The sequence below is a fragment of the Photorhabdus aballayi genome, assembly GCF_026153155.1.
GTDB lineage: Bacteria > Pseudomonadota > Gammaproteobacteria > Enterobacterales > Enterobacteriaceae > Photorhabdus > Photorhabdus luminescens.
This window is the reverse complement of sequence record NZ_JAPFCD010000004.1, coordinates 66,139-81,320: the sequence shown is the minus strand read 5'-3', so window position 1 is coordinate 81,320 and position 15,182 is coordinate 66,139. Positions and strand designations below refer to the sequence as shown.

The following is a 15,182-nucleotide window of genomic DNA, read 5'->3' as shown; positions in this document are numbered from 1 at the left end:
ACTCCTAAATAAAATTTTATTATTGCCTGACTTTAACAATCTTTACTTTGCCACAAAGTGATATTCCATCCCCCCATAAAACCTCGGCTAATGGTTTTTGGCGTTAACCAAAAACAGTGTTGATAAATAGCATCATCACCATTAATTTGCAAAATCAACACCTTATAGCCTTTGTCATAAACATCTGTTTTCAACCGCTGTAGAAGTTGCTTAAGCTGATCATTTAAAAAACTATCAAAGTGATAAATAACCACATGGTTTTCATTAAATCGATAATGATTTACATCAGCCTGTATTATCTCAATGTGATTTTTTTTATTTATAACGTTAATATTTTGCCGTGCAATTAACACCAATGACTCAACAAATTCTACTCCAGTAATCTTGCTAAAATTGTAACTAGATGCACATATAATCGCTCGCCCTTTACCACATCCCAAATCGACAAATTCAAAGTCACTGTACTCGATCGGCAGAGACATTAATGCTTTATCAATCACACTGTAATGAGCAGGCATATAGCGAGTTTCAACGGGAGAATTGACATGCCATTTATTGTCAAAAGCAATGCCATTAGTTTGAACACCTAAATATTTATCTTGGCTATCTTGTTGATCAATCCAGTGAAAAATTTCATCCGGTTGCGTGATGCCAAAAATAATCCATAATAAGTGATACAGCTCTTCTCCTCGTTGGACCTGAATTTTATTATCCAATATCGCCTTAGCGATAGCGGCTGATGGCTCCTCACTGGTTACGCACGCTATTAATGACTCCACACTGATTTCAATTTCACTATAAAAATCACATTGTTCATACATTGCATCATCAGCGTTGAAATCAATATGTACACCGCCATCCGCTATCTCAATAAACCAATATCCGACCTGTGATATCTTCACGCGGTGACAATGGTTGATATTATTTATAGGCCGATAAATATCGGCCCGATATTGCACAATGTCGAGCAACTCCTGATAGGTTAAGTTCGATTTTTTGAATAAAGGCTCCGGCCGGTAGCGTTGTCGCAATATAGCCTCAGCCAACTCTTCAACGGCACCCGGTTTTAATACTGAATAATGATCACCACCCACCATGCCGCAAGTAATCGTTTGTGCGACATAATCTTGTAAGGATGCAATAATCTTCTTTTTTTCTGCCCGTAGTTGTATAGAAGTTTCGCAATAAATGAATGTCATCTTGCCCTTTAATCTGGCCGATGGTACATAATTGCAAGCCATCACAGAGTAGCTTTTATAAACTTCAATAAACCTTTCCAGCGCTTCGCCTTCAATGCCTTGAGCTAACTCGGCACTCACTTCGTCGATCTCTTCGCGAGTATAAGGCTGTTGCTCATAGGCGGTAAGAAAACTATCAATCGCTATTAAGTCAACGGTTTTCCCTTTATTTTCCAACGCCAAAGCAACCTCGAAAGCAACACAGGCCCCGACACAATCACCCACCAGTCGATAATGCTCTTGTGGATAGTCTTGCAAAAGTAATGCCGCATAACGTTCAGCTAATGTTTTAACAGTCATGGTGTTCCCCCCTAAGAATAGGGAGGTTGCGTCAAATACTTTGAGGCAGAAATCGTTTTTTATTTCTCGGGCTAAATCAATAAAAGATGATACTGGCGCACCTGCGCCAGGAACCAAAAATAATGGCGTTTGGTCAGCACCCAATGACACCAATTTAATGGCTTCATCTGGCGCTAAAAAAGTAATAATGTCGGCTTTATTAGCAATCACCAGATTTTTTAGTTCAGGAGTAAAAACACAACCTGACATGACCTTAAAACCCAGTTTGCCGTGCTCAACAAATAACTGCACCCCCGCAGCCGAAGTTTGCCGAATAATATCAACGACTCGCATTATTCCACCTTATTTATCAGCGTCTATTTTTATCATCATAACCAGCCTTCTTCTGCCACCGAGTTATGCCCCTGATTAACTTGTTCAGCTTGTTGCAACTGCTTACGCTCAATTATCAATGCCAGTATTGCCAAATCACTGGCCGTCATGATATCGGCAACGCTGACCGTGACAGCAAAAGTCTGTTGTATCTGATGTAAAAACCTCAATAAGGTTAATGAATTTCCTCCCAACTCGATAAAAGACGCGGTTAATCTCACCATGCTTAACGGTAATTTCAGTGCGTCGGCACACAGTTGTACCAATTGTTTTTCAATTTCAGTTTCCGCAATACGATCCAACCCTCGCGTAATACAAGGTTTTGGCTCAGGTAGGGCAGCAAAATTCACTTTACCATTTGCCGTGGTTGGTATCGTGGCTATCACCGCATACAGGGTTGGCGCCATATATTCTGGTAATCGGGTTTTCAGTTGCTCTCTTATCGGAGGAATGACAGCATCCGTTTCGGTACCCTCTGGCATAACCAGCCAAGCACACAGTTGTTTTTCGCCCGTTGCATCGACAATCACTCGCACAATACTTGTCGCCACGCCATCAATAGCTGACAGTGCTGACTCTATTTCGCGAGTTTCAATACGAAAACCTCTGATCTTGACCTGATTATCAAGACGATCGACATAAACCAGTTCACCCTCGTTATTCCAATAAACACGATCACCGGTTTTATATAAACGTACTGTTTGTTCCGGCAAGATAGCCATTTCAACAAACTGGGCCGCATTTTGCTCTGGGTTATTCACGTAACCTAAACTTAAAGCATCACCCGCAATGTAGAGTTCACCAATAACACCCGGCGGCACCAATCCACCCTGAGAATCCAAAACATAGGTCTGACAATGTGCCAAAGGACGACCTATCGGCACCACTGCGTCGGTTAAGGTGTCTAACTGGGTAACATCAATAGCAGTCGCGACAATGGTTGTTTCTGTCGGTCCATAAGTGTTGAATAAACGGATCTTTCCTTGTGTTTTTTGTTGCCATAGCGCCAATAACTCCATTCGCATGGCTTCACCACCGACAATGCATACCTCCAAATGCTTAACGAGTTGTTCAACATCGTCGGCAGTTAACTGATACGTCCATTCATGCCATAAAGCTGTGGGTACCGAAATCAGTGTGACTTTTTGTGCATCAATGATCTGACATAACTGTTTAACGCTATACGCTGTTTTATGACTATCCAGAACCAGACGACCACCGGAAAATACCGACAACATTAATTCTTCGATAAAAATATCAAAACCAATGTTGGCAATTTGCAATACCGCATGAGCAGAAGTTGTCGGGTAATAGCGTTGAACGGCCTCATAATAGCTCAATAAATTGTGATGACTGATCTTAATGCCTTTAGGCGTACCCGTTGAACCCGAGGTATACATGATATAAGCAATACGATCTTGCGCTGATAATGCCACTTCTTGTGCCACAACCGCAGTATCAACCGACTCAATCTCATCAACCATGACAATATTTTGTTCATCAACCGGCAAAGTGCGGCTTTCAGAACGCTGTGAAACAATAAGCTGAATATCAGCATCATTAATAATATGGACAATGCGTTCTGTTGGATAATCGGTTGCCAATGGCACAAACGTTGCGTTCGCCTGCAAAATAGCCAAGACACTGATCACCACTTCAGGGCTACTTGATAAATAAATACCCACCGTATCATTTACCCCAATACCCCGCGCAATAAGAAGTGCCGCTAGTTTGTCAGCCGCTAACGCCAACTGCGCATAATTCATGCTTCCCCAAGGCCCTGATAAGGCCACTTCATCAGGTATCTGATGCGCAACTCGGGCAAATAATTGAGTCAGAGATGTGCAGTCATTAGCAATAGATGACGCATGACCGGCTAATTGATGCAAGTGTTGGATTTGATCTGGAACTAAATAATCCGCATGCCCCAAGTGATGATGTTGTGAAACTAACATCGATTTTATTGCCGTTTCATAATAGGCCAATATTTGGCCCGCCTGATATTGCCCAAACACCGATTGAGTTAACGCCAATTGCAGAATCAGAAAACTATTAGCTGAACTATGATGGCAAACAAAATCATAACCATAATCAACTCGTTCATATTCATGATCATAATCCTGCCCGGGATCAACATCCTGAGTTGTCTGTAATTCATCAGACACATGAAAATCGACATAGTTAAATAAAGCGCCAGAGTAATCACACTTGAATTCCTCTTGCATCACAGCTACTGGATAATGTCGATAAGGCCAGCTTGCCGTGCTGTATTCGGTTAATTGCTCAATCAACGACGCCCAGGTTTGTTGATGAATATCTGCATTAACCGGCGGCGTATTCAAGAATAATCCAAGACAGGATTCGGCACCTTCCACTTCAAGTCTTCCGTGACTTACCACCGAACTGGTTATGGCATCAGTGCCATTGATTTTCGCCAATACATAAACATGTACCGCCAACAGTAATGTGCGCAACGGCACTTTTAATTGCGTCGCAAGTTGTTGCAAATCGTCATGTAAATGAGATAGCTCAAGACGAGCGGAATAATGTTGTGTTGCTCCTTTTCCAGTCCAGTCAGGAAGTACAGCCGCGTTGGCAATCTGCTGCCAATAAGCTTTGTGTTCAGGATCATCAATAGCCGCCAATTCTTCAGCAATGTATTCACCGTAATGCGGTAAGTCAGCTCTTAGTGGAATAGAACCGCCAGACAATACCGATAAATAGTTTTCCATGAACTCAACATTTAGGTTGGCAACACTCCAACCATCAAGAATGGCATGTTGATGGGACAAAACCAGAGCAAATGTCTTATTAGCATCAATAAATACATGAACTCGCCACATTAATTCATTTTCAACAAAAAAGTGGCTATTTTCCTGTTGCAAACAGTGATCTAATTGATGTTCAAATTCCTGTACGGAAAGGTGGCGGCAATCATTAAGGGTAACCGGCAGAGCAATCGTTTTATGAATATATTGCAACGCTCTTCCTAATTCGAAGTTGTATGTCGCACGCAATAATTCATGGCGTTGTACTATGGCATTAAATGCTTGACCAAACGCTTGTTCACTCCACTCTGCATTAATCGAGTAATGTTCTACAATGTGGTAACTTTTATCTTTTAGCTGATGATAAATAGACCCCATTTGCAAACTCGATAATGAATATGCATCATCCAATGTTGATGGCTCAATCAATGCCGCCCGCTCGTCATCTGTGAGTAATGAAAAAGCGTGATAAGCATCTTTAGAAGAGACGCTTTTGTTGTTCAAATCAGGTAACTGCTGCGTTATTTCATGAATACTTTGATAAGCCAAAACATCTTTTACACTGAGCGCTAAACCAGCTTGTTTAGCCATCGCAACAACACGCACAATTAATATTGAGTCACCACCCAAAGCAAAGAAATTATCGTAACGACTCACTTTCTCCTGCTTCAAAACCACGGCAAAAATAGACGCTAATGTTCTTTCAACGTCATTTTGCGGCGCAACATATTCAATACTGGTAAAAGCACTGGCTGCTGGCGCAGGTAGTTTTTCTTTATCCACTTTTCCGGTAATACTTACCGGGAAAGCATCCAGACAGACAAATGCGCTGGGGATCATGTAATGAGGTAATTGGTGCCGTAGCTGTTCTCTGATCTGTTCAACCAATAACGATTGCGGCGTTTGCAGATAAGCAATAATTTGTTTATTGCCCGGCTCAATTTCCCGTACCACAGCAATCGCATTCTGCACATCAGGCAATGCACGCAGCTTGGCATCAATTTCAGCCAGTTCAATACGGAATCCACGCAGTTTTATTTGATCATCATTACGCCCTAAAAACTCCAGAGTCCCATCAGATTTTAATCTAGCTTGATCACCGGTGTGATAAATATAACCACAACCGCCAGAAAGGTTGTCTTTAATAAATTTTTGTTGCGTTAATTCGCTATTGCGGTTGTAACCTCTTGCCAAACCCGGGCCGCCTACCGCAATTTCACCAACCACCCCCATAGGCACAGGCTCGCCATAAGCATCAAGGATATAAATGTGGGTATTGGCAAACGGCGTACCGATAGGAACATAGGCATCATCAGGCAAAGAGAGATGCGTCACATCACCGTAACTGGCATCAATCACCGATTCTGTTTGTCCATAAATATTGAAACAACGGGCATCGGTATGCATCAGCTTTTGCAAACGGTTCAAATCACGACCATACCAAGCTTCAGAACCCACTAATATATGGCGCAGGGAATCCAATTGAACCCTGTTTTGTTCAGCATAATCGAGTAAATTCCTCAGAATGACCGGCACAAAGTCACCAAACGTCACTTGCTGTTGTTCGATAAGCTGATACAAAGCTTCTGTGGTAATCAAATCCGACTTGCGGCAAATCACCAAGCGGCCACCGGTGGTCAAGCTCTTAACGATATCACCCAGAAAAATATCCACCGCCAAACCCGCCATTTGCAATACTGTCGGCGGCTGCTGGAATAAGCCAAATACCGCATCCCAGCCATATAAACGGGCAATCATCGCCGTGTGCTCAACCATCACGCCCTTGGGATGGCCGGTTGTTCCTGAAGTGTAAGTCATGTAAGCCAAATTGGTCGCAGTTGAATGACTCTGCGTCGCCGCAATATGGGTATCAATCCGTGACTGGCTTAATATTTCATCCAATCTCCAGACGTTGTACGCCGAAGCCACTTCAATAGGCAAACGCTGAATATCATCAACCACAACCAATGGGGTACCGCTATCTTGAAGAATGTATTCAATCCGCTGCAATGGCTGATCAGCATCAAATGGCACATAGGCTAAACCCGCCTTCAAGATGCCAAGTACGGTAATCACTGCGGCCGCAGTACGATCCATACAAACCGCAATAAAGGAATCCGATGTATAACCTTTGTCCAATAAAAAGTGAGCGACCTGATTCGCTTGCGCATTCACTTGCCGATAAGTGAGATGAAGCTCGCCGTCAATAACCGCTATTTGTTCTGGACTCCGTTCCATTTGGTCTTCGAACAACTGGTGAATACACTTATCCGCAGGATAAGGCTGCCAATTGTCATTGATATCGCTCAACAGATATTGCCTTTCCTGCTCAGTTAACACCGGCAGTTTAGTCAAAGGCGCTGTTTGATATTGGTCAGTCACTAATGCAGACAATAAAGTCAGGAACCGTTGGCTGAATCGGGTTATTGTTGACCGTTCGAATAGTTGACAGTTGTATTCAAAACTAAAATCAAGACCGTCCTCACTTTCACTGGCATCTAAGGTCAAATCAAACTGGGCGGTAACATGTTCGCTATCAAGATATTCAAATTCAACGTTACTCAATTGCAATACCTTGGATTCATTGGTATCCATTGAGAATACGATTTGGAAGAGCGGCGAATAACTTGTACTCCGCTCCGGCTGCATTTTCTCAACCAACAGTTCAAACGGCAGTAATTGATGCGCTTGAGCATCAATATTAACCTGGCGAATATGTGACAGATATTCAGCAAAAGTGAGATTTGCCTGGTATTTGGTGCGCAGCACTAGCATATTGACGAAAAAGCCGATAAGCGGCTCAACTTCTGGCTGCAAACGATTCGCAACCGGCGTCCCGATGACAATATCCTTGCTTTGACCATGACGGGCAAGTAACAGGGTAAATGCAGCATGCAATACCACAAACAGACTCGTATTATGTTGACTGGCAAGGGATTTAAGTCCAATCAAAAGAGACTTGTCAGCACTAAATTCAAGTAACCCGCCACGGCTGCCAAGTTGTAATGGGCGCGGGTAATCCAACGGTAAGTCGTGTACAGGCGGCAGCTCATTAAGCTGAGTTAACCAGTAGTTAAGATCCGTGTGTAACGTTTCACCCTGTAGTTGTTGCCGTTGCCAGACAGCATAATCTTTATATTGAATGGGTAGCGATGGCAAAGCCGGTTGCTGACGGCCCTCAAGCAGTTGGCTGTATATGTTGACAAATTCATCAGCAAGCACGTTGATTGACCAACCATCTGATGCGATATGGTGCATATTGAATACCATAACACTCTGATCTTCGGCTATTTTTAGATAGGCCGCTCGCAGCATGACATCGTTAGCCAAATCAAATGCCCGCTCTGCATGCTGCTGAATAAATTCTTGCACCTGCTGCTGACAGCTTTTTTCCCCAAGGCTTTGATAGTCAATACAGTCGATCTTCACAGTTACCTTGTCCAACACTTCCTGCCATGCACCAGCAATATCATGCCGATAGACCGTTCGGAGCACCTGATGGCGTTGAACAATCATGTTTATCGCACGTTCAGCGATAGCGAGATTAAAGTCCCCTTTAATGGTTAATGCCAACGGCATATTATATTGAGGCGTTTGTCCATCTAACTGGTCAATAAACCAAAGCCGTTGCTGAGCAAACGACAATGGCAGCCGCGCCATTTCAGCTCTTGCCATTTCAGCTCTTACTATTTCAACTCTTGCTATTTCAACTCTTGCTATTTCAACAACAGGCGTAATTGGCGCTATCGTTGCATTGCCGCTAGTTGCTGTCTGTTGTTCAGCGATCAATTGTGCAAATTCAGCCAAGGTTTGGCTTTCAAACACTACCCGAACAGAGATCTGTACGGCCAAGGTTTTCTTGATTTCCGATACCAATTTAATCGCCAACAGGGAATGTCCCCCTAGCTTGAAAAAGTTATCGGTACGGCTCACTTTAGGATGACCTAACAACTGCTGCCACATATCAGCCAGTTGTTCTTCCAGTTCCCCCTGCGGGAGGCAATAATTCTCTGGTAACGGCTCTTGTGTCTCTACACTCAGTAACGCTTTGTAGTCAACTTTACCGTTTACCGTCATTGGAATGCTGGTTAGCGAAATAAAGGCATTGGGGACCATATATTCCGGCAAGGTTTGGCTTATTTGTTCCTTCAACGCCACTGGCTCCAGCGGCGCATCCGCAACGTAGTATGCAATCAGTTGTTTGTTGCCGTTAAGCTCATCCGCAGTGACAACCGCCTGCCTCACCCCATCAATCGCAATAAGTTGGTTCTCAATCTCACCGAGCTCAATGCGGAAACCCCGAATTTTTATCTGGCTATCCTTCCGCCCGATATATTCAATTTCACCATGAACATTAAACCTCACCAGATCGCCGGTCCGGTAAAGCCGTTCAACCTCACCGTCGAAAAAAGCAACCTGGACAAAACTTCTCTGCTGCTCCTCAGGTCGGTTTAAGTAACCTCGGGAAACGCCTTTACCACCAACCACTAATTCACCAATGACACCTTGTGGCGCCAAATTCAAATGCTCATCAACAATATAGGCTTTAACATGACCACACGCCCTGCCAATGGGAACCGATTGTTCAATCTGCAATGCGGATTCAATCAGGTAGTAACTCGCCAAAACTGTTGTTTCGGTCGGCCCGTAGGTATTCATCACCGGAGGACGGTTTGCTGATGCGAACCAATGCCTGACAATTTCAGCATTAATGGCTTCACCGCCAACGATAACCAATCGTAGTGTGTCAGGCACCAAGGCGTCGCCACTACTTACCTGATGCCAAAATGCGGTGGGTAAGCTCATTACGGTGATGTTGTGTTGACAACACTGTTGCCAAAATAGATCAGCGCTGTTCAACCAATCATCGTTCCTCAATACTAAAGCGGCCCCTGCACATAGGGTGACAAAACACTCTTCAATGGAAATATCAAATGCAAACGAAGAAAACTGCAATATGTTGTCATCAGGTTTAACGGAATACATTGCCAATGCTGCCGCAACAAAATGGCTCAACTGCGTATGCTCTACCATGACCCCTTTAGGCTTGCCCGTCGATCCAGAGGTATACATGACATAAGCAAGTTCATCCAAGCTATGGTTGATATTCGGATTATCAGATGCAATCCCTAAAAATGGCTCCATTTCCGAGGTTAACAGCTCAACAATGACATTCAGTTCAGCAAACTTGTCTGCATAGGCGTTGTTCGTCAACACAACCGCCGGTTGGCAATCCGCAATAATGTGCTGGATTCGGGACTGAGGGTTGTCAGCGTCAATGGGGGTGTAAGCGGCGCCTGCTTTCAGTACCGCCAATATACTGATAATCATCTCCGGGGAACGCGGTAAACATAACGCAACAATATTGCCCGGCCTAATCCCCTTTTCAATTAGGTGATGCGCCAATCGGTTAGCCCGCTGGTTCAACTCGCGATATGTCAGGGTTTGGTTTTCTCCTGCAACCTGCCATACCAAAGCGGTAGCATCGGATCTTTGCTCTACCTGACGTTCAAACTGGCATTGCACAGATTCTGTCGTTGTCGCGATAGAAGAGGGTATCGCCAGTTGTTGCCCTAAACGGCGCTTTTCGTCTTCATCCAACAACGCTAAAGAGTCTAATGTTTTATAAGGATTTTTGGCGATATCAATCAACAAGATTTCAAACGATTTGAGTAACCTTGCAATAGTATGTTCATGGAATAGGCTACTATTGTACACCACTTCAAACAGAATGGTGTCACTGTCATCAATCGCATCGAGTTCCAAATCAAATTTAGAGAATGCTTCCCCCGAAGATACCGGGGTAAACACCACGTCATCCAGTCTCGATTCACCAGCCTCAGTCGTATCCATTGTGAACATGAACTGGAATATCGGTGAATAAGCGATGTTCCGATTCACCGCCAATTTCTCCACCAGAACATCAAACGGCAAATCCTGATTCATTTGCGCTTCAATGTTGACTTGCTTTACATGCTGCACAAACTGCATGAAATCAATCTTGCCCTGATATTCGGTTCTCAACGCCAACGTATTGACAAACAACCCGAGCAGTGACTGTAACTCTTTTTGTTTCCGGTTAGTGGCCGGTGTACCAATGACAATATCCGTTTGCTGGCTGTAGCGAGCGATAAATACTGAAAATGCGGCGTGCAATAACATAAACAGGGTCGCCCCGGCATTGCCTGCATGCTTACGCAACATCGCCGAAGATTGCCGATCCAATCTGAATCGCACCTTAACACCATAGTTGGTCTGTTTCACCGGCCGCGGAAAATCCAATGGAAATTGGTGAACTTGCGGTATATCCGCTAATTTTTGTTGCCAATAATCAAGTTGCGCATCAAACACCCCGTCAGCAATCCATGACTGCTGAGTGTAAGCATAATCTGCATATTGCACGGGTAATACAGGCAAGGATTCCGGCAGATTCTGCTTAATCGCTTGATAATGGGTGACAAATTCTTCCATCAATAGAGAGAAAGACAATCCGTCTCCAGCAATATGATGCAAGTTGATGATAAGAAATTGCCGCTGAGTATCCGTTGTAAAAAAGTCGATCCGGACCATGAGATCCTTCTGCAAGTCAAACGGAGCAGAAACATACTGATAAAATATCGCTTTCAGCTCGTCAGGTTCACATGTCAAGTGCCGAACATTGATCTTTGCCTTAACATTTGACTGAATCTCTTGCCATACTTCGCCCTGTTCTTCTCGGTAAACTGAGCGCAACACTTCATGGCGTTCGACAATGCGTTGCATGACTTTTTCAGCAATCGTTAAATCGAACCCGCCACTCACTTCCAACACCGTCGCCATATTGTAATGTTCACTGCTGCCAAAGAGCTGGTCGATGAACCACAGGCGTTGTTGTGCAAAAGAAAGCGGTAACCGAGTCAGCCCTCTATCGACAGTCTTGATCGGTAATGGATTTGATTGTTGCCCTTGCAGATACGCAATAATCTCTACTTTATGCGTTCTCAACTCCGTAAGCATATCTTGCGATACTGCGCCTTTAGGCGCGTTCAGCTTAAGCGAGTCAGATTCAAGGTATACCATAATGTCTTGCTGTTTTAAGTCAGCTAAAAATGCGGCGATATTCACAGTTCAACGACCTCCCTTTCTCCCCCAATCTGTTTCTGTCTTTCGGCAAGCTGCTGCTCAACATATTGTGCTAAAGCAAACAGAGTGTCGTAGACGTAAAAATCCTTTACGGACAGTTCTATCTTCAATTCTTCGCTGATGACACTGCCGAGTTTGACAAATTGCAGTGAGTGAATACCGAGCTGTACAAACCGGGCCGCAGTATTGATTCGCTCCAAGCCAAGCTCTCTATGGAACAATTCAGCCAACTGCTTTTCAGTTGCCGTTTCTGGTGGCGTAAAAGGCTCCTCAGCAATATTTTCCATACTTGGCGCAGGCAGGGCTTGACGATTAACTTTACCGTTCTCAGTCAGCGGCATTTCCGGCAATAACACATAGCAGCCAGGCCACATAAACTCCGGCAAGATGCGCTCGACTTTATCGCGCTGTTCACGTATGTCGAGCATTGACGGAGCGACTAAATAAGCCACCAAGGATTGCCTCTGTTTGTCATCCTGCCTGACACAAACCACAACATCCGCTACCTCAAAATTAGCGCGGATACAGTTCTCAATTTCACCCAATTCGAGACGAAAACCACGCAATTTCACTTGGAAATCGTTTCGGCCAATGTAAGCAATTTCGCCTGATGGCAATACTTTCACTAAATCACCGGTGCGATATAGTCGTTCGCTGTTACCTTTAGCGTCCAAATGATCAATAAAACGTTCGGCCGTCAGTTCTGGACGGTTCAAATATCCTTTTGCTAATCCGACACCACCGACATACAGTTCTCCAACTACGCCAACCGGACATTGGGAGCGATCTTTCGCCAATACATAAAGCGACACATGGGGCGCTGGACGACCAATCGTGACTGGCTCAGTCGCCTTTGCAAAGATTTTCAACGAAGACCATACCGTGGTTTCCGTTGGCCCATATTCGTTGACCAGAGTTGCCTGAGGCTGACATTGGAAATGTTTTGTCTTAACTTGGTCCGACAAATTCTCGCCGGCACAAATCACCTTACGCAGTGAATGTCCTGTAAGGGAATCAAGAACGGCATCGTAGAAACTGGGAATAAAAAGAACGTGGCTAATTTGTTGACTGTCTATCATCTTTGCCACATATGATGCATCTTTCGCATCTTGGGGGGCCATTAAATGCAACGTTGCGCCGCTGCCAAGCCCCCAATATATTGCCGGAGCCGATGAATCGAAAGCAAATGATGAAACCAGTAAAAATTTCTCCGGCACTATCGAGTATGAATTAAACCGCCCAACCGTTGATGCGCTCAAAGCCCCGTGAGGGATCATCACCCCTTTAGGATTACCTGTCGAACCTGAGGTATAAATGACATAGGCAAGGGAATCTGCTGTCACACTTGAGGTCAGCATCGGTTCAGTACGAGACTGGGCGGCAATTTCAGTGTCATCAAGCAAGATAGTGCAAACGCTACTCGTTGGTAAATCGACCTTATCGATACTTTTGTTATCGACGATAACCAAGCCAACATTGCTGTCAGCCAAGATAAAACTTAACCGTGCTACAGAATAAGTGGGGTCCAATGGCAAATAAGCACACCCTGCTTTCAATATCGCTAACATGCTGACAACAAAGTCAATGCCGGGTTCCATCAAAATAGCAATTAACTGGTTGTTGTCGGCGCCTTTAGCCAATAATAATTGAGCGATCTGATTAGCCCTTGCATCAAGTTCAGCAAAACTGAGGCTTTGCTCCTGATAGCGAATTGCCACTCGCTCAGGATACTCAGCCGCCCGCTGTTGAATAAGCTGATGCACAAAAGGTTGTTCCTCAGGCAGTTGCCAAGCCGATTGATGAGACTTGTCCAACACAGCTTGTTCCTGCTCACTGACGATCGCCAATTGATTAATGGGTCTATCATCATTGACCGCAATATGTGCCAACAACAATTGCATATTTTCGGCAAAACGGGCGATTGTGTCTGGATTAAAGAGACCTTGATTAAACTCAAAAATCAGCGACAATCCGTCCTTATCTTCTGTCGCGGTTAGGGTCAAATCAAACTGCGTTTGTCCCCGTTGTTCCATAACCTCTTCAAATTCAACATCAGCAAGTTCCAACTGTTGAGATTCATAATTTTGCATTGAGAAAAGCACTTGGAATAAGGGCGTAAACGCGGTGCTTTGCTCAGCTAGCAACTTCTCAACTAATAATTCGAATGGAATGGCCTGATTGCTCTGTGCATCAAGGTGCGCCTGCCTTGCACTCTTCAACAACTCATTGAATGTCAGCGTCGGTGTACAATCCAAACGCAACACTAGCGTATTGAGGAAGCAACCAATGAGCGATTCCAGTTTTTGTCCCGGTCGGCTTGTAATAGGTGTGCCAATAACCACATCCGGGTTATCACTGTAACGCCCCAACATCACAGCAAAAGCGGTATGCAACAGCATGAATAAAGTGGCATTTGCATCCACCGCTAATCGCTTAAGTTTACTCACCGTCTCCAGCGGTATCTTTTGTGTGTGCGTTGCGCTGCGCATATCCAATTTTTGAGGACGAGCATAATCCAAAGGCAATTCATGAACCAATGGCAGGTTAGCCAACTGTTGTTGCCAATATTGCAACTGCTCGTCAAACATTTGCTGAGTTTCAGCTTGGTTCTGCCAGTAGGCATAGTCCGAGTATTGCAGTTCAAGTTCAGTCAACAAGGCGGGCTTATCATGCACAATTTGCTGGTAAAGAAGGGTAAATTCATCCACCAATATCGCCAGAGACCAGCCATCAGCAGCAATATGGTGCAAATCAAAAAACAATACGCCAGCCAATGGCTTATCAGATGTCTCTGACTTTAGATCAGAGGCCAGATAAGCCACTCTTAGCGGCAAATCCCTACTTAAATCAAATCTTCTCTGTCCCTGCCCCACCAGCCAATTCTCTATCTGTTGCTGTTGGTCAACACCATCGGCAAGGGTGTCTTTGTCAATCTGGAAAACATAGTCGTCCAACACGACTTGTTCCGGCATGCCTTGTGATTCTTGATAAACAGTGCGTAAAATTTCATGTCGCTTAAGAATGGCATCCATCGCCTGATTTGCGGCTGCTAAGGAAAATTGACCATATACATTGAACGCGGTTGAAATCTTATACTGACGTTCAACCGTAGAAACCTGTTCGACCAGCCAAAAACGGCGCTGCGCAAAGGATAACGGTGCCTTGGTAAGGCGCCGACGTTGTAATAACGCAAGCTTCGGTTGCCCCCCTACCTCCGCCTGAGAGAGAAAATCAATAATTGCTTGTTTGTTTTGTTTAATAAATGTTCCCTGCTCAGGTGTGATGGCGCCAGGAGCAGACTGAGATTTTAGCGTCCCATTTTCAACAAAAAGACGAACTTCCTGCTCGGACAATCTATCAATAAAGCCTTTTAGGTTCATAA

The 15,182-nt window shown here is 44.4% G+C and carries 3 protein-coding genes; all 3 read right to left on the bottom strand.

Annotated elements, in window-relative coordinates; genetic code table 11:
• Positions 1 to 32: 32 nt before the first annotated feature.
• Genes OO184_RS03450 through OO184_RS03440 form a run of 3 tightly spaced genes read right to left on the bottom strand, consistent with a single transcriptional unit; the run spans position 33 to position 15,180 of the window.
• Complete coding sequence (locus tag OO184_RS03450; protein ID WP_265377985.1) at positions 33 to 1,871, bottom strand: thioesterase domain-containing protein; 1,839 nt, start codon at positions 1,869 to 1,871, stop codon at positions 33 to 35.
• Between the two features lie 35 nt (positions 1,872 to 1,906).
• Entirely contained in the window at positions 1,907 to 11,782 is a 9,876-nt protein-coding gene (locus OO184_RS25035) for a non-ribosomal peptide synthetase (protein ID WP_265377984.1), read from the bottom strand.
• Positions 11,779 to 15,180 carry a non-ribosomal peptide synthetase gene (locus OO184_RS03440; protein ID WP_265378085.1) on the bottom strand — a complete coding sequence of 1,134 codons (3,402 nt, stop codon included), beginning with the start codon at positions 15,178 to 15,180 and terminating at the stop codon, positions 11,779 to 11,781. The genes OO184_RS25035 and OO184_RS03440 overlap by 4 nt, the downstream gene beginning before the upstream one ends.
• Positions 15,181 to 15,182: the final 2 nt, after the last annotated feature.

Excerpts from the sequence above, each read along its gene's own strand:
- OO184_RS03440 (WP_265378085.1), bottom strand. The coding sequence starts at position 15,180 with ATGAACCTAAAAGGCTTTATTGATAGATTGTCCGAGCAGGAAGTTCGT.
- OO184_RS03450 (WP_265377985.1), bottom strand. The coding sequence starts at position 1,871 with ATGCGAGTCGTTGATATTATTCGGCAAACTTCGGCTGCGGGGGTGCAG.